18 protein-coding genes are annotated in these 21,098 nt (G+C 71.5%); 12 read left to right on the top strand and 6 right to left on the bottom strand.

Translation table 11 applies throughout. The features are described from left to right. Nucleotides 1–15: 15 nt before the first annotated feature. Nucleotides 16–1,314, bottom strand: coding sequence for an MFS transporter (locus tag ACFXGJ_RS13750; protein ID WP_378620502.1), 1,299 nt, complete (start codon nt 1,312–1,314; stop codon nt 16–18). A gap of 220 nt (nt 1,315–1,534) precedes the next feature. On the opposite strand from ACFXGJ_RS13750, the gene ACFXGJ_RS13745 reads away from it, so the two are divergent. The 3 genes from ACFXGJ_RS13745 (at nt 1,535) to ACFXGJ_RS13735 (ending at nt 4,517) form a co-directional block, all read left to right on the top strand. Beyond that, nucleotides 1,535–2,617 carry a phosphotransferase family protein gene (locus tag ACFXGJ_RS13745; protein ID WP_378620499.1) on the top strand — a complete coding sequence of 361 codons (1,083 nt, stop codon included), beginning with the start codon at nt 1,535–1,537 and terminating at the stop codon, nt 2,615–2,617. Continuing rightward, entirely contained in the window at nt 2,614–3,699 is a 1,086-nt protein-coding gene (locus ACFXGJ_RS13740) for a TIGR03857 family LLM class F420-dependent oxidoreductase (RefSeq protein ID WP_378620495.1), read from the top strand. The genes ACFXGJ_RS13745 and ACFXGJ_RS13740 overlap by 4 nt, the downstream gene beginning before the upstream one ends. A 134-nt stretch (nt 3,700–3,833) precedes the next feature. After that, nucleotides 3,834–4,517 carry a TetR/AcrR family transcriptional regulator gene (locus ACFXGJ_RS13735; RefSeq protein WP_378620492.1) on the top strand — a complete coding sequence of 228 codons (684 nt, stop codon included), beginning with the start codon at nt 3,834–3,836 and terminating at the stop codon, nt 4,515–4,517. 95 nt (nt 4,518–4,612) lie between these two features. Here ACFXGJ_RS13735 and ACFXGJ_RS13730 read toward each other — a convergent pair whose 3' ends face one another. The 4 genes from ACFXGJ_RS13730 to ACFXGJ_RS13715 are packed head-to-tail and all read right to left on the bottom strand — an operon-like array spanning nt 4,613 to nt 8,964. Next, nucleotides 4,613–5,074, bottom strand: coding sequence for a MarR family winged helix-turn-helix transcriptional regulator (locus ACFXGJ_RS13730; RefSeq protein ID WP_378620489.1), 462 nt, complete (start codon nt 5,072–5,074; stop codon nt 4,613–4,615). Next, a complete protein-coding gene (locus ACFXGJ_RS13725; RefSeq protein WP_378620487.1) occupies nt 5,074–5,685 on the bottom strand; it encodes a DJ-1/PfpI family protein in 612 nt (203 codons plus the stop codon). Before ACFXGJ_RS13725 ends, ACFXGJ_RS13730 begins: the two co-directional genes overlap by 1 nt. 43 nt (nt 5,686–5,728) lie before the next feature. Beyond that, nucleotides 5,729–8,197 carry an FtsX-like permease family protein gene (locus ACFXGJ_RS13720; RefSeq protein ID WP_378620484.1) on the bottom strand — a complete coding sequence of 823 codons (2,469 nt, stop codon included), beginning with the start codon at nt 8,195–8,197 and terminating at the stop codon, nt 5,729–5,731. A 2-nt stretch (nt 8,198–8,199) separates the two neighbouring features. Continuing rightward, a complete protein-coding gene (locus ACFXGJ_RS13715) occupies nt 8,200–8,964 on the bottom strand; it encodes an ABC transporter ATP-binding protein (protein WP_378620481.1) in 765 nt (254 codons plus the stop codon). A gap of 110 nt (nt 8,965–9,074) precedes the next feature. On the opposite strand from ACFXGJ_RS13715, the gene ACFXGJ_RS13710 reads away from it, so the two are divergent. From ACFXGJ_RS13710 to ACFXGJ_RS13695, 4 genes are all read left to right on the top strand, one after another. Further along, the gene (locus ACFXGJ_RS13710; RefSeq protein ID WP_378620479.1) at nt 9,075–10,325 is read left to right on the top strand and encodes a sensor histidine kinase; all 1,251 of its coding nucleotides are present in this window, start codon (nt 9,075–9,077) and stop codon (nt 10,323–10,325) included. Next, nucleotides 10,313–10,951: a LuxR C-terminal-related transcriptional regulator gene (locus tag ACFXGJ_RS13705; RefSeq protein ID WP_378620476.1), complete on the top strand. Its 639-nt coding sequence runs from the start codon at nt 10,313–10,315 to the stop codon at nt 10,949–10,951. Before ACFXGJ_RS13710 ends, ACFXGJ_RS13705 begins: the two co-directional genes overlap by 13 nt. A gap of 19 nt (nt 10,952–10,970) precedes the next feature. After that, nucleotides 10,971–11,486, top strand: a complete 516-nt coding sequence (locus ACFXGJ_RS13700) for a hypothetical protein (protein ID WP_378620473.1) — start codon at nt 10,971–10,973, stop codon at nt 11,484–11,486. A 95-nt stretch (nt 11,487–11,581) separates the two neighbouring features. Then, nucleotides 11,582–12,685 (top strand): serine hydrolase domain-containing protein, encoded by a 1,104-nt coding sequence (locus tag ACFXGJ_RS13695; RefSeq protein WP_378620471.1) that lies wholly within the window; start codon nt 11,582–11,584, stop codon nt 12,683–12,685. A 12-nt stretch (nt 12,686–12,697) separates the two neighbouring features. On the opposite strand, the gene ACFXGJ_RS13690 is transcribed toward ACFXGJ_RS13695, so the two are convergent. Continuing rightward, on the bottom strand, nt 12,698–13,438 hold the full coding sequence (locus ACFXGJ_RS13690; protein ID WP_378620468.1) for an IclR family transcriptional regulator: 741 nt from the start codon (nt 13,436–13,438) through the stop codon (nt 12,698–12,700). A gap of 86 nt (nt 13,439–13,524) precedes the next feature. On the opposite strand from ACFXGJ_RS13690, the gene ACFXGJ_RS13685 reads away from it, so the two are divergent. The 5 genes from ACFXGJ_RS13685 to ACFXGJ_RS13665 all read left to right on the top strand — a co-directional run. Then, the gene (locus ACFXGJ_RS13685) at nt 13,525–17,211 is read left to right on the top strand and encodes an ABC transporter ATP-binding protein (RefSeq protein ID WP_378620465.1); all 3,687 of its coding nucleotides are present in this window, start codon (nt 13,525–13,527) and stop codon (nt 17,209–17,211) included. A 129-nt stretch (nt 17,212–17,340) separates the two neighbouring features. Then, complete coding sequence (locus ACFXGJ_RS13680; protein WP_378620463.1) at nt 17,341–18,402, top strand: NrtA/SsuA/CpmA family ABC transporter substrate-binding protein; 1,062 nt, start codon at nt 17,341–17,343, stop codon at nt 18,400–18,402. Nucleotides 18,403–18,409: 7 nt separating this feature from the next. Continuing rightward, complete coding sequence (locus ACFXGJ_RS13675; RefSeq protein ID WP_378620527.1) at nt 18,410–19,267, top strand: ABC transporter permease; 858 nt, start codon at nt 18,410–18,412, stop codon at nt 19,265–19,267. Next, nucleotides 19,240–20,067 (top strand): ABC transporter ATP-binding protein, encoded by an 828-nt coding sequence (locus ACFXGJ_RS13670; RefSeq protein WP_378620525.1) that lies wholly within the window; start codon nt 19,240–19,242, stop codon nt 20,065–20,067. Before ACFXGJ_RS13675 ends, ACFXGJ_RS13670 begins: the two co-directional genes overlap by 28 nt. Beyond that, nucleotides 20,064–21,098, top strand: a 1,035-nt coding sequence (locus ACFXGJ_RS13665) for an ABC transporter substrate-binding protein (protein WP_378620460.1), incomplete at its 3' end; no start/stop codon positions are given. The genes ACFXGJ_RS13670 and ACFXGJ_RS13665, both read left to right, overlap by 4 nt.

Genomic DNA, 21,098 nt, shown 5'->3' with positions numbered 1-21,098 from the left:
GGCGCGGGGGGACTCTCACCCTGTAAACGAACGAGCCTCCTCCGGATCGACATCGCGTGCGTCCAGTTCCCGCAGGGCGGGCAGTCCGAAGCAGACCGCGGCGATCACGCACACCGGGATCGCCAGCACGAAGAAGGTGGCCTCGATGCCGACGGCGTCGATCAGCGGTCCCGCCAGCAGGTAGCCGAGCGGCCCGGCGGCGTACGCGGTGGACGTCATCACCCCGACCACCCTTCCGCGCATGTGCTCGGGACTGCGGGTCTGCATGGCGTAGTTCGCGATCGGTCCGACCGGGCCGAACACCAGCCCGACCATCAGTGCGAGAGTCAACGTCACCCACAGCGGTGGCAGGAACGCCATGCCGACCATGCACGCGCCGAGGGCCGACATCGCCAGCAGCATCAGCGTTCGGCGCCGCACGCGGGCGGCGAGCACGCCGTAGGCGAGTGCCCCGACGACTCCGCCGACGGCCATCGCCATCAGCACCCACCCGAGCTGCGCCGGCTGCCCGAGCTCGGTGAAGTAGGTCGGGAACAGGACGCTCTCGACGGGCATGTACAGCGCGACGACGGCCATGTCGACGAGGGCGAGGGTGCGCAGCAATCGGTTGTGCCACACGAACTTCAGGCCCTCGAGGGTGCCGGACCACATGGACTCGGGCCGGGTCCGGTGGTCCGGCAGGCCGGCGCCCTCGAGCCGCAGGAACGCGATCGTGACGATCGAGGCGGCGAAGCAGGCCGAGGTCACCCACAGGGTGTTCACCGCGCCGACGCTCGCGATGAGGACACCGCCGACGCCGGGGCCGATCAGGTACGCGACGTTGTAGTTCGCCTCGTACAGGCTGTTGACCCGGTCCAGGGACCAGCCGGCGTCCTTCGTCGCGGCGGGCAGCATCGACTCGCGGGCGGCGATGCCGGCGGGGTCGAAGGCGGCCCCGAGCGCGGCGAGCACCGCGAGCAGCGGCACCGACAGCCCCGCCGTCGCCGCCATCAGCGGAATCAGCGCGACCGAGATCCCCGACAGCGCGTCCGAGACCAGGGAGGTGCGACGGCGGCCGAACCGGTCGACCACCGTGCCGGAGAACAGGCTCGAGAGCAGCAACGGCAGGGTGGCGGCGCCGGCGACGATCGCCGCGTCGGTGGCCCGACCGGTCTGCTGCAACACCAGCCAGGGCAGCGCGACGATGGTGATGCCGTTGCCGGTTGCCGACAGGAGGGTGGCCAGGTTGATCAGGACCAGCGGGGCTCGGCGTCGGGTCGGGGTTACCGTCGGCGCGGTCACGGATTCGGTCCTTCGGGTCGGGGTGGCAGTCATTCGACGCTAACAGCGCACTTCGGTCGGGCGCGACCGAATTTCCGCGGGGGCACAGGCTCCGGCGAACTTCGCGCTCCCATTCTTTGAGAGGGTTCATTGACAATGGCTTTCCCGGGGCCGACTGTTGGCGTCGTCGGTGTAACGCAGGTAACACTTGGGAGGAAATGTGACGAACGCTCAGCCGCCGGACGACATGAGGATGCAGCGAACGAGCCGGGACATGACGGTCGTGCCGGCCGCCTTGGCCGGATGGCTCGCCACCAAGCTCCCCGCGGGCGCGGAGCCCACCGTCACCCTGCACTCCGGGATCGACGCCAACGGGATGTCCTCCGAGACTCTCGTATTCGACGCGTCCTGGCGGGAGGACGGCGAGCAGCGCACCGCCGAGTACGTGGCCCGCGTTGTGCCGTCGGCCGACGACATCCCGGTCCTCGAGAGCTACGCGCTGCAGGACCAGTACGACACGATGCGGATCATCGGAGAGTCGAGCGACGTCCCCGTGCCGCGGGTGGGTTTCATGGAGCCGACGGGTGACGTGCTGGGGGCGCCGTTCTTCCTCATGGACCGACTTGTCGGGGTGGTCCCGCCCGACGTGATGCCGTACAACTTCGGCGGCAACTGGCTCTTCGACGCGTCACCGGAGGACCAGCGGCGCCTGCAGGACAGCACCGTGAAGGCTCTCGCGGGCCTGCACGCGATCCCGGCGGCGGGCGAGACCTTCGCCTTCCTCGACCCGAAACACCCCGGCGCCACCGCGTTGCAGCGCAACCTCGCCCGCACGCGCGCCTGGTACGAGTTCGCTGTCCGTGACCTCGAGCGCTCACCGCTGATCGACCGCGCCCTGAGCTGGCTCGAGTCCACCCTGCCGCGCACCGCCGAGGCGGTGCTGACCTGGGGGGACGCCCGCCTCGGCAACGTGATGTACGTCGACTTCGAACCGGTCGGAGTCCTGGACTGGGAGATGGCGAGCATCGGCCCGCGCGAGCTGGACCTGTCCTGGTTGATCTTCGCGCACCGGGTCTTCGAGTCGATGACGACCCGCTTCGGCCTGCCCGGCATGCCGGACTTCATGCGCGAGGAGGACCTGGTGGCTCGGTACGTCGAACTCACCGGCGCCCCGATCGGCGACCTGCTCTGGTACCACGTCCACAGCGCGGTCAACTGGGGAATCCTCTTCATGCGGACCGGCGCGCGAGCCATCCACTTCGGGGAGGCCGAACGCCCAGACGACATCGAGGAATTGATGCACCACAGACCCTTGTTCGAGAGCCTCCTCGACAGTCTCGAGGTGGCGGCCCCGTGAGCGAGCAGTTGAACGAGCTCGGCTATTACGCGGTGACCCGGCACCCGGCAGACGCGCGGGTGCTGCTGCCCGAGGCGCGGGCGGCGGAAGAGCTCGGCCTGGGCTCCTGTCATGTCGGAGAGCGCTTCACCGTGAAGGACGCCGCGGTGCTGTCCGGCGCGCTGGCCGGTGCCACGACCAACCTGGGTATCGCCCCGTCGACCAACCACCACACCCGGCACCCCACCGTCACCGCGACCGTGGGATCGACGATGCACGCGCTGACCGAGGGGCGTTTCTCCATGGCGTTCGGCCGAGGAATGGGTGCCTACTGGCAGGCCATCGGTCTTCCGGTGGTGACCGAGGCCCGGCTGCGCGACTTCATCGGCATTCTGCGTCGCCTGTGGGACGGCGAGACCATCCTCAATCACGATGGGCCGGCGGGGAAGTGGCCGGTGCTGCGCCACGTGAACGGGTTGGCGGACGCGCCGCCGATCGGCATGGTCGCGGTCGGTCCCAAGACGATGGAACTCGCAGGCGAGATCTGCGACTACGTCATCCTGCACACCTTCTTCTCGGACGAGGCGACGGTCGCGTCGGTCGAGGCCGTGCGTCGCGGTGCCGAGCGGGCGGGCAAGGACCCGGACAGCGTGCGGATCTGGGCCTGCCTGGCGACGGTCAGCGACACCCTCGCGGAGGAGGATCGGCTGCGCCGCCGGGCCGGGCGGCTCGTCACCTACCTGCAGGCCTATGCCGACGTCCTGATCCGCGCGAACGGCTGGGACCCCGCCGTGTGGGAGCGGATCCGCGAGACCGAGCTCTTCACGAACGCGGCAGCCGTGGGTCCCATCGACGCGAGTGCATCGGTCGAGACGCTGGAGCAGCTCGACGCCTTGATGCCTGACGAATGGTTGGCGTCGGCGGCCTCGGGATCGCCCGAGAACTGTGCGAAAACCATCGCCCGGCAGTTCGACCTGGGCGTGCACTCGGTCATCATGCACGGGGCGAGCCCGCAGGAGCTCGCGCCCGTCGTGGCGGCGTACCGCGCCGATCGACCGACGCTGCGACGGGCCGTCGCGGCGAATGCGGGACGGTTCGCCTGAGCGGCCGCCGGTAAACTGTGCGCAAGACCGGGGGCCTTGCTCCCGGTCTTGCGCGCACCCAACACGTAGGACGGACCGAGATTGTCAGCAACGTCGGGAACTGGCGCGGTTCGCATGTCGAGGACCTGCCGGTCATGACGAGCGAGTCCCCGCAGGCGGCCCGGGCGCTGGAGCAGTGGCGGGTGGCCGTCCCGACCCCGGTCACGCTGTCGGCCGCCGGTACGCGGCTGAACAAGCGCGGCCTCGAGACCCGGGCACGGCTGCTCGACGTGGCCATCGCCTGCCTGGCGGACAGCGGCAGCGAGCCGATCTCCGCGAATCGGGTCGCCAAGGAGGCCGGCGTCACCTGGGGCACGGTCCAGCACCAGTTCGGTGACCTGGACGGCCTGTGGGTCGCCGTCGTCACCGAGATCCACGCCCGCAGCTGGGTCGAGATCCCGGGTCCGTGGCCCGCGCGGACCGGTTCACTGCGCGAGCGGGTCGAGGGAGCCATCGACTCCGTGTGGACCTACCTCGACACGACCGAGGGGCGGGCGCTCACCGCGCTCCGCACCTGGCTGCCCCCGCGACGTTCGGACATTGCCGCCGAGTACCCGAGGACGGCAGCGGCCTTCGCCGCCCGCGAGAACGACTGGATTCAGGGCTTCGACTACCTGATGGACGGCCTCGACCTCGACCCGGTCAAGCTGCATCAGGTGCGATGCCTGCTCCCGGCGGCCGTGCGAGGCCTCAGCAACGAGCGCCAGCTCGGCTTCACCTCGGAGCTCGACGTCGCCCGCCGGACGCTCGCCGAAGCACTCGTCGCCTTCTTGACCTGAGTCACGGGTGCAGGCGAGGGCACTTGCCGACGCGCTGGGAGCGGCGGCGGGGGCACCCGGCTCGGGGACCGTCCGATCGGCGGTGTGCCGACCGGTCAGTCGGGTGCGGGGAGCTGTCCGGCCAGCACGTCCAGCGCCTCCGACAGCGCGGTCATCGACGCGAGCGCCCGGGACAACTCCTCGCGACCCATCGCCTCGGCGAGGCGCCGGGCGAAATCGGCGTGCCCGGGGTTGATCTCGGCGACCGCCGCCAGACCGTGGTCGGTCGCGGCAACCAGCTTGGCGCGACGGTGCGCCGGGTTCTCGCGGTACTCGGCGAGCCCGCGCTCGACGAGCAGGTCGGCGATGCGCTGCACGCTCTGCCGGGTGATGCCCATCTCGCGTGCGATCCCGGCGACGGGCAGCGGGTCGTGCAGCACCGCGCCGAGCACCTGCCACCACGCGGCGGTGATCCCGGCCGGCCGGGCCAGTTGCGCGGCGACGTCGAGGAACTGGCCGTTGAGCTTGAACGAGGTCAGCGCGGCGCCGCTGAGCAGGTGTTGCTCGTCGGTGGCCATCAGGACGTCATGAGCTCGTAGAAGCCGGCCGGATCCTGGTGGCGGTAGAGCTTGAACCACGACTCGAGCACGCTCGGCTCGAACACCTCGAGGCGCGCGAGGATCGCCCGCGCGAACTCGACCGGAGCGATCCCGCTGGCGGTGATCAGGCCGCGGTCGTCGACGGCGGGTTCGTCGCGGTAGCGCTCGGCTCCCGAGTAGCCGGTCGCGGCCAGGAACTCGGCGGCGTTGCTGGTGTGGTCCCGATCGTCGAGCAGTCCGGCGAGTGCGAGCCCGCCGGTGGCGCCGCAGATCGCGGCGACCGGCACACCCGCCGCCAGGAACTCGCGCGCCTTCTCCGTCCAGGGCACGAACTGCTCGGTGTTCCAGATGTCGTTGCCCGGCAGGATCAGCATTGCGCTCTCGCGTGGGTCCAGGTCGGCGAGCGCAACGTCGGGAAGCACCTTCATGCCGCCCATCGTCGTTATCGGCTCGGTGCTCGCGCCGACCGTGGCGGTGGCGAAGCGGCCGGGCGTCTTGTGGAAGAGCGGCCTGTTGATGTGGGCGGTGGCGTAGCCGACCTCCCAGTCCGCGAGGGTGTCGTATGCGGCGACGTGCACTGTTTCGGTCATAGACAGCACGCTGTCACATTGACAGCGTGCTGTCAATGGCTCTTCAGGTTCGACGCATCGCCGTTCGGGTCGGCACGGAGATGGCCAGCACGCCCAGCAGCACGGTGACGCCGATGATCGCGCCGTAGACGGCCGGCGAGATCGTCGGCACGGGCCGGCCGGAGACTCCGATGCTCACGCCCACCAGGGGCGGCAGGGCGATCAGGGTGCCGACCACCGCCGCGATCGTCACGACGATCACCGCCTCGGCGCGCATCATCGCCCGGACCTGTCGCGGGCCGGCGCCGATCAGGTGCAGCAGCGTGAACTCGCGAGCGCGGTCGGCGGTGGCCATCACCAGCGTGTTCACCACCGCGACTGCGAGGTAGCCGAGCAGTACGGACAGCGCGATCAGGCTGGTCCACGACTGCGCGTCGCGTTCGTCCTCGCCCGCGGCACCCAGGGCGGCGCGATCCGCGACGACGAGCCCGGCCGCCGCCAACTGCTCTCCGACCTCGCCGGTGCGGCCGGGCTGCGCCCGCACCAGGATCGAGTCGTCGAGCCCGCTGGTGGTGTGCGCCCGCACCGTCTCGTTCGACATGGTGAGGTCGCCGAAACCGAGCCCGCGTCCGTACGTGGCGACGACGGTCGCGGTGACCGGGGTGCCGTCGCCGAGGTGCAGGTCGACGGTCTCGCCGACGCGGGACCCCGTGGTCTGCGCGGCGTCGGTGCTCAGTGCCACGGTGTTCGGCGCCCGGAGCCCGTCGAGGCTGCCGGCGACGACCTCCAGGTCCAGGGTGTCCGGCGTGGCCGCCGGATCCACACCCTGCAGTGCGTACGTCTCGGTCGTCGAACTGTCGCCGGTCGAGCGGGTGAACAACGCCTGGCTGCGGGCCACTGGATTCGCGGCCAGCACACCGGGAAGCGCGGACAGTGACTCCGCCAGGGCGGGGGACAGGCCCGAACCCGGTGCGGCGACGAGGAAGTCGGCCGTCACGCCCTGCCGGGACTGGTGGGTGGCCTCGGCGGCGACCGTGGACTGCGCGAAGATCTGTACCGAACCGAGCCCGATCGCGAGGGCCAGTGGCGTGATCGCGGACGCCAGCCGGCGGGCATTGCCGCTCGTGTTCGCGGCCGCCAGGAACAGGGAGGCGCGTCCCGAGCGGCGCAGCGGGACGCCGATCACCGACACCGCACCCGCGACCAGGCGCGGTCCGAGCAGGCCGACCGAGATCATCAGCAGTACAGCCGAACTCGCGGCGCCGGCGACAGCGGCAGGTCCGTGCAGGAACACCGGCACCATCGACGAGCCGAGCCCGACGGCGCCCAGCGCCACGCCGGTGACCGTCCGGCCGCGACCGAGTGTCGACGGCGTGGTGGCCGCCTCCTGCAGTGCTTCGACCGGGTTGATTCGCGCCGGGCGCCGCGCCGCGATCGCGGCGGCGATCCGGGCGGTGAGCAGGCTTGCCGCCACGGCGACGACGGCCGGCAGCGGGCTGTAGGCGAGCGCGAAGTCGTGCGGCAGCAACCCGACCGCGGCAAAGCGTGCCCTCAGGAGACCGGCGAGCAGGTACCCGGGGACCGTGCCCGTCAGGGCGGCGACACCGCCGACCAGCAGCACCTCCCGGCCCACCAGACGATGGATCTGCGCCGGGGTGGCGCCGACCGCGCGCAGCAGGGCGAACTCGCGTCGGCGCTGTGCGATCGTCAGCGACAGCGTGGTCGCGACGACGAACATCGCGATCAGCACCGCGGTGCCGGCGAACGCCGTGCCGAGCTGAACCAGTTCGTTTCGAGCGCTGCCGGAGTCGAGGAACTCGGCGTCCCCCCGACTCGGCCCGGTGTACACGTCGAGGTCGGGGAAGGCGCGCCGGATCTGGCCGGCAAGCGCCGCCGCGGTCGTCCCGTCCGCCGCGTCGACCCCGACCGCGTCCACGGCGTCCGGGTGCGGCGCGAGCGCCGCGGCCCGTGCATCGGTGAGGAAGACGTGCGCGGACCGGTCCGGGGTGGCGCCGGCCCGGGCCGCGGCGATGCCCACGACGGTGTAGTCGTCACCGATTCCGCCGTGCGCCAGCGAGATCCGATCCCCGATCCGGGCAGGCCGAAGCGTATCGACGACCACCTCTCCCGGACCGCTCGGGGCCCGGCCCTCGCGGATCTCGTACGGAGTCAACGCCGCCGACGTCCAGCCGTGCGCCTCGACGGGGTGGCCCGACCAGGTCAGCGGCACCGTCCGGTCGGGCACCGCGCTCGCGACACCCGGCAGCGCCGCCAGTTCGGCGACCGTGCCAGCGGACAGGGGCGCACGTTCCGGGAAGGGGCGGTCGAAGTCCTCCTCGACGTCGAGACTCTGGCGGGCGCCGACGACGACGTCGGCACCGGCGTAGCGCTGCGGCCCGATCCCGCCACGGACGCCGGACTCGATCAGCACCCCCAGTCCGGTGACCAACATCGCCGCGCACAGCACCGCGACGAACATGCCGACGAAGCCGCCGCGGTGCTCGCGGATACCTGCCCTGGCAAGTGATCTCATGCTCACCACTCCCCGAGGTGGGTCATGTGGTCGGCGACCTGCTGCGGGGTCGGGCGGTCGAGGTGGCCGACGAAGGCGCCGTCGGCGACGAACACCACCCGGTCCGCGTGCGCGGCGGCCACCGGGTCGTGGGTGACCATCACCACGGTCTGCTCGAGGTCCACGGCCGTCCGGCGCAGCAGGTCGAGGACCTGCCTGCCGGTCCGGGAGTCGAGCGCGCCGGTCGGTTCGTCCGCGAAGACGGCGTCGGGCCGGGTCACCAGGGCCCGCGCGATGGCGACCCGCTGCTGCTGGCCGCCGGACATCTCCGCAGGCTTGCGTCCGCGCAGGTCCGCCAGGCCGACCGCACCGACGACGAAGTCGAGCCAGCCGCGGTCGGGCTCCCGGCCGGCCAGCAGCAGCGGCAGCGTGACGTTCTGTTCCACCGTCAGCGCGGGCAGCAGGTTGTAGGCCTGGAAGACGAAGCCCACGTGGTCGCGCCGGAACGTCGTGAGCGCCTTCGGCTTCAGTCGCGAGATGTCGGTCCCGCCGAGCCAGACCGATCCGCTCGTCGGGCGGTCGAGGCCGGCCGCACAGTGCAGGAAGGTGCTCTTGCCGGATCCGGACGGGCCCATCACCGCGGTGAACGAGCCACGGGCCAGGGTGAGGTCGACGCCGCGCAGGGCCGTGACGCGGGCGGCCCCGGAACCGTAGGTCTTGGTGACGGCGTCGAGGCGGACGGCGGTGGCCGGGGGAGTGAGGGTGGGGGCCGCGGTTCGTGTCTGCATGTCATCGAACGCTATGGACGTCGGCCAGGCGAGACGATCCAGTGCGCTACCCGATTCGGGGTATAGCTGGCTGTATCCCCGGCGGCCGGGTCGTGCGGCATGCTGGGGGCATGACGTTCAGGGGAAGGCTCGGTGCGTGGTGGCGTGCCGCGGTGTTCCTGGTCGTCGAGGGCGTCGCGGGCATGGTGTCGATGGCTCTGGTGCCGGTCGGCATCGTGCTGGTCGTCTTCACCGTGCTCGGACCGGGCTTGTTCGTCACGCCGTGGGCGGTGCGGGTGCTGCGGTGGTGGACCGGCCGGGCCCGGATGCACGTCGGCAGGTACCTGGGCGAGACGGTGCCGGAACACTATCCGCCGATACCGGCCAACCCGACGTTCGGCGACCTGCGTCGACTGGTGACCACGCCCTCTACCCGCCGTGACGCGGGGTGGGTCGGCCTGCACGCCCTGCTGGCGCCGGTTGCGGGGCTCCTGGCGGTCGGACTGCCGGCCGCGGCGGTGAACGCGCTGTTGGTCCCCGCGTACTGGCAGGCGATGCCGGCCGACCAGCCGGTGTCCAACCCCTTCCCGGTGACGTCCTGGTCCACCGCCGCGGCGATGCCGTTAGTCGGGGTCGCGTACGCGGCGCTCGCCCTCTGGCTCACCCCGGCGATGGCGCGCGCCGAATCGTCCGTTGCGAGAAGGCTGCTCGCCCCCGGCCGGGAATCGGAGTTGGCCGCGCGGGTGAGCGAGCTGACCGCGAGCCGCGCCGCGGCCCTCGACGCGCACGCGGCGGAGTTGCGGCGCATCGAACGCGATCTGCACGACGGTGCACAGAACCGGCTCGTCGGGGTGGTGATGATGCTCGGGCTGGCGGAGCGGTCGCTGACGGTGAACCCGGAACAGGCCCTGCCGCAGCTGCTTCGGGCGCAGGAGGCGGCCTCCGACGCGCTCGCGAGCCTGCGCACCGTGGTGCACGACATCTATCCGCCCATCCTCGACGAACTCGGTCTCGACGGCGCGCTGTCCGCACTGGCCGGCCGGTGTCCGGTGCCGTGCGTGCTGGACGTCGACGGGTTGGTGCGGGCGCCAGCCGCGGTGGAGTCCGCGGCGTACTTCGTGGTCGCGGAGGCGCTGACGAACGTGGTCAAGCACAGCGGCGCGACGCACGTCACGATCACGGTGCGCAGTACCGTGGCGAGTGCCGGTCAGGTGCTCGCCATCGAGATCGTCGACGACGGGAGCGGCGGCGCACTCGAGCGGGACGGCGGCGGACTGTCCGGGATACGGCGTCGCACACAGGCGTTCGAGGGAACGGTCGCATTGCTGAGCCCGGTCGGCGGGCCGACGACGTTGAGAGTGGAGTTGCCGTGCGGGTCGTGATCGCGGAGGACGATGCGCTGCTGCGGGAGGGCCTCGCGCTGCTGCTGCGGGGGGAGGGATTCGACGTCGTCGCCGCGGTGGACAACGCGGAGGCCTTCCTCGAGATCCTCGACTCCGCCGACGCCGCGGTTCTCGACGTCAGGATGCCGCCCACGTTCAGCAACGAGGGCCTGCGCGCCGCGACGGAGGCGCGCCGCCGCCGGCCCGGGTTCCCCGTGCTGGTGCTCTCGGCGTACGTGGAGGACCGGTACGCCAGCGGGCTGCTCGCGGACGGCGCGAACGGCCTGGGCTACCTGCTCAAGGAACGCGTCGGGCGGGTCGCCGAGTTCACCGACGCGCTGCGCCGGGTCGCGGCGGGCGGCACCGTGATGGACCCCGAGGTGATCTCGCAGCTGATGAGCAGGCGTCGGGCCGACGACCCCATCCGGTCGCTCACCCCGCGCGAGTCGGAGGTGCTCGGCCTGATGGCCGAGGGCCTCGACAATGCGACGATCGCCGCCCGCCTGGTGGTGAGCGAGACCGCGGTGAGCAAACACATCGGCAACATCTTCGCCAAGCTCGGGCTGTCGGCGTCGGACGCGGGCCATCGGAGGGTGCTCGCCGTGCTTGCCTACCTGCGGGCGTGACGGCACCTAGTCTGGAGCCATGTCCGAGCACAGCGATTCACGGTCGTACGGGATCGGTCACGGCAGCACCCGATGGGCGCGCTTGCGTCACGAATGGCACTCCCGGCTCGACCCGAGCGAGCAGTCGGCGGTGATCTCGTGGGGTGCCTTCACCACCACGTTCGTGTCGGTCCGCGCCCTCACCCACTGGATCCGAGCCGGGCACGGACCGAAGGGCGGTGGGATGAGCCTGGGGGGAAGGCACTTCCACCACTACAACATCGGAATCGCGCTGCTCGCGGGGGTGGGTGCCGTCGCGATCAGGGGTTCGGAGAAGAATCGCCGACATCCCGCCGTCGCGCTCGCCTACGGGTCCGGCGGCGCGCTGATCGTGGACGAACTGGCGCTGCTGCTGGACCTCGAGGACGTGTACTGGGCGAAGGAGGGGCGCACCAGCGTGGATGCGGCGGTCGGCGTCATCGCCGCGGGCGCAACCTTCTTCGCGGGTCTGCCGTTCTGGCCGGCGGCGCAGAAGGCGCTCGTTCCGCTCGACTGACGGCGTCGAATGATGCTGCCCGGCACACCGTCTCGGGGTGGAGGTTCAGGGTTTGCCCGGATGTGACGGAGTCGACGACGACCTAGGCTCGGGCCATGAGAACCGTTGTGCTCGTGATCGGCGCCGCGCTGCTGTTGGTCTCCGGGTGCTCGGCTTCGTCGACTCCGGTGGTGGTCAGCGCATTTCCCGATCGCACGTCGGTGCAGGGGGACCTGGACGGGCTCACGAGGCAGATCGTCGGCGGCGCGATCGCGTCGCTGGCGAAGGACGACCACGCGCTCGAGCTCCGCAGCGGGGTGGGCGATCGAACCACCCGGGAGGCGATACCGGAGGGTGCCCAGGTGCGGATCGGCAGTGTCACCAAGACGTTCATGGCGACGATCGTGCTGCAGCTCGTCGACGAGGGGAAGGTAGACCTCGACGCGCCGGTCGACCGCTATCTGCCCGGTGTGATCGCAGCGGAAGGCGTTGACCCGAAGGCGATCACGGTCCGCCAGGTGCTCCAGCACACCAGCGGTCTGCCCGAGTACGCGGACGACCCCCGGATCGAACAGACCTACTTCGGCAGCGGCGAGCGATTCACGCCCCCCGACCTGCTGGCGATGGCGACCCGCAAGCCCGCCAAGTTCGCGCCCGGCGCGCGGATGGAGTACACGAACACCAACTATCTCGTGGCCGGGATGTTGATCGAGCGCGTCACCGGGAACCGGGTCGAGCAGGAGCTCGCCCGCCGAATCACCGACCCGCTCGAGCTGACGGACACCTACCTGCCCGGACCGGGCGAGGCGGAGATCCGCGGTCGGCACCCGCACGGCTACGAGCGGGACGGTGATCGGGTGCTCGACGTGACCCGGTCGGAGCCGTCGGGACCGTGGACCGCGGGCGCCATGGTCTCGAGCGGCGCGGACCTCGGCACCTTCCTGCGGGCACTGGTCCAGGGCCGGCTCGTCTCGCCCGCGGCCTGGACCGCCATGAGCACCACGGTTCCGATGAGCGAGCCGGGGATGTCGTACGGTCTCGGCCTGATGTCGGCGCGACTGTCCTGCGGCAAGGACTACTGGGGGCACTCGGGGGACATCGCCGGGTTCCACACCGTCGCGGGCGCCACGGCCGACGGTCGGGCGGTGACGATCACGGTCACCCAGGCACCCCCTCAGCCGGTCGACACGCTGGCACTGCTCAGCCACGCACTCTGCTGATGCGGCTGCGCGTCAGCGCATGACGGTGGCGATCTCGCGGGCCGTCACCTTGGCCAGCTCGACGAAGAAGGGGATCCGTTCGTCGATCATGAGATCCACCGGACCGCGCAGCCCGAGCGCGAACCGGGCGCAGCCGCCGGCCCCGAGTACGGGCACCCCGATGGTGCGGAAGCCCGGCGCGAGCTCCTCGTCGTTGAAGGCGTAGCCGCGCTCGCGGGTCAGCGCCAGCTCCTTGCCGAGCTCCTCGGGCCCGGGAACCGAACGCGCGGTACCGGTTTCGTAGGACAGTCGGCCCAGCTCGTCGTCGGTGGTCTCGGACCAGGCGAGCAGCGCCTTGCCCAGGGCGCTCGCGTGCAGCGGTAGCCGGACACCCTGCAGTTGGTGCCCCTCGGCCTCGCGCCAGCGGCTGGTGCCGAGCAGCACCGCGTCGTTGCCGTACCGGGTGGCGATGGACGCGCTGGCGCCGGTGGTGGTGGCGAGTTGCTCGAGATGCGGTTCGGCGAGGTAGATCCGGTGCTGCCGGTACGCGATCTGTCCGTACTCGGCGAGCGCGCCGCCGAGCCGGTACCGGCTGGACTCGGCGTCCTTGTCGAGGAACCCCGCTTCGACCAGTGCGCTGAGCAGTCGGTGGGTGGTGCTCACCGCGAGACCCTGCCGGCGGGCGACCTCGGAGACGCCGAGCTCGTCGCCGCCGCGGAAGCAGCCGAGTACCGACAGTGCTCGGGCGACGGTCTGCACGCCTGGGGAGTCCACGCGAGCGACGCTAACACAACCGAAGCAGAGCGTTGCTACAGTCGCTTTCCATTATTTGGAAAGGTGGCGCCCGAGTGGGAGTGGCAATGACTGAGAACGCGGGCTGGCTCCGAAGGCTCGCCCCCTACCTGCGGCCCTACGCCGGCGCGACCTGGTGGGCGCTGGGGCTGGCACTCGCGGGACAGGGCGTGCTGGCGCTGATCCCGCTGATGCAGCAGATCATCGTGGACGACGCGATCGTCGCGGGTACGCGACCGCTGACGCCGTGGGTGATCGCGCTGGTCGCGGTCGGGGCGGTCACCTTCGTCGCGCACGCCGTCCGTCGCTATCTCGGCAGCCGCGTGGCCGTCGACGTCGAGCACGACCTGCGCGTGCAACTGCATCGACACGTGCACCTGCTCGACGCGCGCAGGCACGACCGGATCGCCCCGGGTGACGTCCTCTCCCGTGCGGTCTCGGACCTGAATCTGGTGCAGCTGTTCCTGTCTCAGGTGCCGCTGCTGGTCGCGAACCTCAGCCTGCTGGCGGTCGCGCTCACCGTCATGCTCTGGCTCTCGCCCGTGCTGTCGGCGGTGGTCGCGGTGTGTGTGCCGCTGCTCGGCTGGCTGACCTACCGACTGCGCGCACGACTGTTCCCCGCCTCGTTCAGCGACCAGCTGCTGGCCGGGCAGGTCGCCAGCGCGGCCGAGGAGAACATCGCCGGGGTGCGGGTGGTGAAGGCGTTCGCGCAGGAGGGCGCGCAGCAGGATCGGTTCGCCGCCCGAGCCCGCGCCCTGTTCCGGTCGCGGCTGCGCACCGCGCGGATCTCGGCGCGAGGCGGCGCGGCGATGGCCGCCGTCCCGATGTTCGGGCAGCTCGCTGTCCTCGCGCTCGGGGGCGCCCTCGCCCTGCACGGCGACATCACCGTCGGGGTCTTCCTGGCCTTCGCGTCGTACCTGATCCAGCTGATCGTCCCGATCCGGTTGCTGGCCGGGATGATCGCCACGACCCAGGCCGCCCGCGCGGGGGCCGGGCGGGTGTTCGCGCTGCTCGACACGCAACCCGACCTCGTCGACGAACCGGGCGCCCCCGCCCTCCCGGCGCCGGTCGGCGCGGTCGAGCTGCGCGGGGTCGGATTCGGCTACGGCGACCACCCGGTCCTGCGCGGGGTCGACCTGCGGATCGAGCCGGGCGAGCGGGTCGCGTTGGTCGGACCGTCCGGTTCCGGCAAGACCGCGCTGGCGATGCTGCTCGGCCGGTTCTACGACCCGGACGCCGGAGCGGTCGCGCTCGGCGGGCACGACCTGCGCGGGGTGAGCCTGCGGTCGGTGCGCGCGGCGGTCACCCTCGTCTTCGACGACAGCTACCTGTTCTCCGGAACCATCCGCGACAACATCGCCTTCGCCCGGCCCGACGCCACCGAGGCCGAGGTGATCGCGGCGGCGACCGCGGCCTGCGCGCACGGGTTCGTCGTCGGCCTGCCCGACGGTTACGACACCCTCGCCGGCGAACGCGGGCTGAGCCTGTCCGGCGGCCAGCGGCAGCGGATCGCGCTGGCCCGGGCCTTCCTGGCCGACCCGCAGGTGCTGATCCTCGACGACGCGACCTCCGCCGTCGACGCCCGCACCGAGTCCGACATCTACGCAGGCCTCGAGACGCTGATGCGCGGACGCACCACGATCCTCGTCGCGCACCGGCCCTCGACCGTGAACCTCGCCGACCGGGTGGTCGTGCTCGATCGCGGCGCGGTGGTCGCCGACGGCACGCGGGCGGAGCTGCTCGACAGCTCGCCGATGTTCCGCGAGCTGATGCTGGGCCCGGAGTCGGATCGGGTCCACGTCCCGGGCCGGCCGAGCGAGGCTGTCGACCCGGCGGCCTGGCCGCCGCCGCCCGCACACGACGACGGCGACCCGGTGTTGCTGGCCCGGATCGGCGCCGCGGCGGGGATGAGCGGACGGCAGCTCGACGCGCTCGCGGACCCGCTGCGTGACGGCATCCGCGCACTGCCCGGGCCGCATGGCGAGCCCGACGCGGCCCGTCCCGACGATCCCCGGCCTTTCACGTTCGGCAGGCTGCTGGCGCCGTTCGCGACGGCGCTCGCGGTGTGTGCGCTGCTGGTCGGGATCGACGCCGGCGGCGCGCTCGTCGGCCCGCTGATCTTCCGGTTCGGTCTCGACGACGGCGTCACCGCCGGTTCCGCGGCGGCGCTCACCCTCGCGTGCGCCGGGTACCTGGTGGTGCAGTCGGTGTCCTGGATCAACGCCTGGGCCATGGAGTTCCAGACGGCCCGGACCGCCGAGCGGATCCTGTACGGCCTGCGGCTGCGGGTGTTCGCGCACCTGCAGAAGCTCTCGCTCGACTACTACGAGCGGACTGCGTCCGGGCGCACACTGACCCGACTGACCACGGACATCGAGGCGCTGAACCAGCTGCTGCAGCAGGGGCTGGTGACCTCGCTGGTGAGCCTGACCACCTGCATCGGTGTGCTCGTCGTGCTGGTGGCGGTGGACTGGCGGCTGGCCTGCGCGGTGCTGGCGGTGCTGCCGGTGCTGGCGATCGCCGTGTGGGTGTTCCTGCGGGCCTCGCGCTCGGCGTATCTCGAGGCCCGCGCGAACGTCTCCGCGCTCAGCGCGCAGCTGGCCGAGCACATCACCGGAATCCGGATCACCCAGGCGCACGGCAGGCAGGAGCGAAATCAGCAGTCGTTCGCGGAAGGGTCTGTGCGCTACCGGGATTCACGTCGCCGATCGATGCTCTACGTCTGCGTGTTCTTCCCGTTCATGAACCTGCTGGCCACGATCGCCAAGGCGGCTGTGCTGGTGCTCGGTGCACGACTGCTCGGCGCGGGCAGCCTGACCACCGGCGTCCTCGTCGCCGCGCTGCTGTACGTCGACCAGTTCTTCGCGCCGATGCAGCAGCTGTCCATCGCGGCGGACCAGTGGATCCAGGCCCAGGTGTCGCTGCGCCGCATCGGCGAGTTCCTCCGCGCGCGTCCGTCCGTCTCGCCCCCCGCGTCCCCGCGGCGGCTGCAGCGGCTCGAGGGCGAACTGCGTTTCGAGGACGTGCGATTCGAATATCCGGGCGGCGCCCCGGCGGTGCGCGGGGTGGACCTGACGATCGCGCCGGGGGAGACCGTCGCACTGGTCGGCACCACCGGCGCCGGCAAGTCCACCTTCGCGAAGCTGGCGTTGCGGTTCTACGACCCGACCGCGGGGGCCATCGCGATCGACGGGCACCGGCTCGACGGTCTCGACCTGCACGACTACCGCTCCCGGGTGGGCTACGTGCCGCAGGAACCGTTCCTGTTCGCCGGCACGATCGCCTCGAACATCGCGCTCGGCAGGCCCGGTGCCGCCGACCTCGACGTCGAGCGGGCGGCGCGGGCGGTCGGGGCGCACGAGGCGATCGCGGCGCTGCCGCTGGGCTATCGGACCCCGGTCGGAGTGGGTGCGCGGTCGCTGTCGGCGGGCCAGCGGCAGCTGGTGTGCCTGGCTCGCGCCGAGTTGATCGACCCGGCGATGCTGGTGCTCGACGAGGCCACCGCGAACGTGGACCTGGCGGCGGAACGGCAGGTGCAGGCGGCGCTCGAGCTGCTCGCCCGCGGGCGGACGACGCTGCTGATCGCGCACCGGCTCCGGACCGCGTCGAGGGCCGACCGGATCGTCGTGATGGGCGAGGGGCGAGTTCTCGAGGCCGGCTCCCACACCGAGCTGCTGGCGCGTGGGGGTCACTACGCGCGGCTGTGGGAGGCACACCGAGCGACGGCGGACGCGGGGACTCTGCAGCCGGCCTGACGGTCGTCATCACCGCGCCGACGATCTGTCAAGCTTTCCAATCAACGGAAAACTATAGCTAGTCGGTAGGGATTGCGAACTCTAGGTTTGGGGCACTGAACGTCACGTCCTTCGACAGGAGTCCCGAACATGTCCCGCATCCGCCGACTGCCCCGAGCGCGCGCCGCGCTCGCGATCCTTCCCGTCGTCGCGCTGGTTGCCGCATGCGGCTCCGGCGGAGACGACACGAGCGCGGCCGCGGCCGGCGGCGAACCCACCTTCGTCCTCAAGGTCACCGACGGGGGCAACGCCGGACCGCTCGCGGTCGCCAAGCGGGACGGCACCTTCGACAAGGCGCTCGCCCCGCTCGGCGCGAAGGTCGAGTGGGTCAACGCGCCGCCGGCGTTCAGCGCGAACCTCAAGCTGTTCAACGCCGGTCAGCTCGACGTCTCCGGCGGCGCCTACAGCCCGGTCGTCGGCGCGCTGTCCAAGGACGTCGGCGTGCGGATCATCGCGGTCGCCGACCCGGTCGACCAGGACCAGTCCGGCATCATCGCCTCGCCCGGCTCCGGCGTGAAGGAGGTCAAGGACCTCGTCGGCAAGCGCATCGCGGTCAACCCCGCCGGCAAGGGTGAGTACATCACCCTCAAGGCGTTGCGGAAGGCAGACGTTCCGTTCGACAAGGTCGAGCGGGTGCCGCTGCAGCCGTCGGACGCCGCCTCGGCCTTCTCCACCGGCCAGGTCGACGCCTGGGCCTCGTTCAACGACCCCTACCAGGAGGCGAAGGCGCGCGGCGGCGTCGAGATCGCCACCGAGGCGAGCATCGACTCGAAGGACAACACCATCGTGGCCTTCCGCACGGAGGTGCTCGACAAGCGACCCGACGTCGCCGCGAAGTACCTCGAGACGCTGCAGCAGCTGACCGAGCGTCAGCGCAGCAACCCGGAGGACTTCCAGAACGTCTTCGAGAAGGCCGGCCCGCGAGCGCTCTCCGGTGACCGGCTGGCGCGGGCCGTCGATCTCGGCCGCCGCGCATCGGTACCGCACTACCCGACCGACGCCGACGCCGCCGACCTGCAGGAGGTCGCCGACCTCTTCTTCCAGAACGGGGTGACCACCCGCGCGATCACCGCACAGGACGTCTTCTACCCGCTGCAGTCGAAGCTGAACACGTCGGGACAGGTCCAGTCGGCGCCCACCCAGGGGAGCTGACGTGGCCCTGCTGGCCCCGCCCCGGAGGCGGGACACCCGTTCCGCCGGAACCGAGACCCTCGAACTCGAGGAGCCGCGGTACCGGGCGGGCCGTCGCCGGCCGCGCTGGGTCTCGGTGCCGCTGCGGTTCCTGGTGCCGGCGCTGATCGTCGCGGCGTGGTGGATCGGCTCGGCCACCGGACTGATTCCCGAGGAGATCCTCGCCGGACCGCCGAAGGTGTGGAGCGCGTTCGTCGAGCTGTACCAGACCGGGCAGCTCGTCGACTTCTCCATCGCCTCCTTCAAGCGGGCCGCGCTCGGGGTGCTGTTCGGCGTGCTGATCGGACTGCTCCTCGGCGTCCTCTCCGGATTGTCCAGCCTCGGTGAGGAACTCATCGACTCGACCATGCAGATCAACCGGGCCATCCCGTTCCTCGCGCTGGTACCGCTGTTCATCGCCTGGTTCGGCATCGACGAGACGTTCAAGGTGCTGCTCATCACGGTCGCCACGGTCGGCCCGATGTACGCGTACACCTACCTCGGCGTCCGCAACGTGGACCGCAAGATGGTCGAGGCCGCGCAGAGTTTCGGCCTCCGCGGCCCCCGGCTGGTGTTCGGGGCGATCCTGCCCGCGGCCCTGCCGGGCGTGCTGATGGCGCTGCGGATCTGCCTCTCGATCTCCATCACCGGACTGATCGCGGCCGAGCAGGTCGGCACCCGCGAGGGCATCGGCTACCTCGTCACCCTCGCGCAGGAGTACAACCGCACCGACTACATGGTGCTGTGCGTGGTGCTGTACGCGGTGCTCGGCCTGATCTTCGACGGCGTCGTGCGGATCATCGAGAAGTTCGCGATGCCCTGGCGGGCACAGGCGGCGGTCCGGTGAGCGCCCCGCTTCCGCCCCTGGACACCCGCGAGCGGACCGCCACGACCGCAAGCGCCCGTCGCGCCGGGGAACCGGTCGCCGTCTCGATCACGGGACTGCGCAAGGCCTTCGGCGACAAGACCGTGCTGGGTGGGGTGGACCTCGAGATTCACCGGGGCGAGTTCGTGGTGCTGCTCGGGCCGAGCGGCACCGGCAAGACGACGCTGCTGCGCCTGCTCACCGGACTCGAGAAGGCCGACGCCGGAAAGGTTCTGGTGCCAGGTCAGCGGACGACGGTCTACCAGGAGCCGCGGCTGATCCCGTCCAAGCGGGTGCTGGCCAACGTGACGGTCGGGCAGCGGCGCACCGCGGAGAACAAGGCCCGTGCGGCGGAGGCGTTGGCCGAGGTGAATCTCGAGGCCAAGGCCCGGCAGTGGCCGGCCACTCTGTCCGGCGGCGAGGCGCAGCGCGTCGCGTTGGCCAGGGCGCTGGTCCGGGAGCCGGAACTGCTGCTGCTCGACGAGCCGTTCGCCGCGCTCGACGCGCTGACCCGCCTGCAGATGCAGGACCTGGTCGGCGACCTGGTGGCCCGGCACCGGCCCGCGGTGCTGCTCGTCACGCACGACGTCGACGAGGCCGTTCGCCTCGCCGACCGGGTGCTGATCCTCAACGAGGGCCGGTTCGCGGTGGACGTCGACATCGACCTCGCCCGTCCCCGCGACCGCACCGACCCCGAGTCCCTCCGCTACCGCGCCGCCTTCCTCGCCGAACTCGGCGTCGGCCGAACCAGTTCTTCCACAACCACCCAGGAGCACCGATGACTGCTATTTCCGATACCGCCGTCGACACCCTCTGGTACACCCGCTGCCCGGTGCCCACCGCGAGCGGCCTCGCGCTCAGCCTCGGCTGGCTCGGCGAGGCCGCCGAGGATGCGGGCGTCAGCCTCGGCGTGCTGCAGGACGCCGGCCCCGAGCTGGCCGTCCGCCACTTCGACCACCAGCTGCTCGGCCTGGTCCGCGAGGGCGGCAACGTGCCCGCCATCGCGGCCAGGGCCCAGGGTTCGCCGACCCGGCTGATCGGACTGACCTGGATCGACGAGGCGCAGGCCGTCCTCGTCGGTCCCGACAGCGCGGTCGCCGGCGCGGCCGACCTGGCGGGCCTGCGGATCGGCGTCCCCGCCTGGGCGCAGGACCAGGCGCGCAGCTTCCCGCGCGCCATGGCCCTGCACGGCTTCGCCGCCGCGCTGCGCCTCGGCGGGCTCACCCTCGCCGACGTCACCGCCGTCGAGGTGGAGGTCGAGCGGAACCCGCAGGTGCGCACCGCCGTTCGCGACAACCAGCGCGTCACGACCTGGGGTGTGGACGAGCTGCTGCGCGGCGAGGTGGACGCGATCTACGTCAAGGGCGCCCGCGCCCAGGAGGTGGCCCGCGAGCACGGGCTGCGGGTCGCGGTGGACCTGGACGCCACCGAGGCCAAGCGGTTGCGGGTCAACAACGGCACCCCGCGGCCGATCACCGTGCACGCGGACCTGCTCGAGTCGCGGCCGGAACTGGTCGTGAACTTCCTCGCGCAGTCGCTGCGCGCCGCGGACTGGGCGGCGGGAAACCTCGACCGGGTGCGCGAGGTGCTGCAGCGCGAGACCTCCTCCGGTCCCGACGGCGTCGTCGCCGCCTACGGCGCGGACTTCCACAAGGACCTGCACCCGTCGCTGTCGGACGAGCGGGTCGAGCTGATCGGGATCCAGAAGCAGTTCCTCTACACGCACGGATTCCTCGCCGCGGACTTCGACCTGGGGTCGTGGGTGGCCCGCGAGCCGCTCGAGCGGGCGCGGGAACTGGTGGCGAAGGACGGG

The organism is Rhodococcus sp. NPDC059234 (assembly GCF_042754225.1).
GTDB lineage: Bacteria > Actinomycetota > Actinomycetes > Mycobacteriales > Mycobacteriaceae > Rhodococcus_G.
The sequence above is the reverse complement of the archived record's forward strand: the minus strand, read 5'-3'. Positions and strand labels throughout refer to the sequence as shown.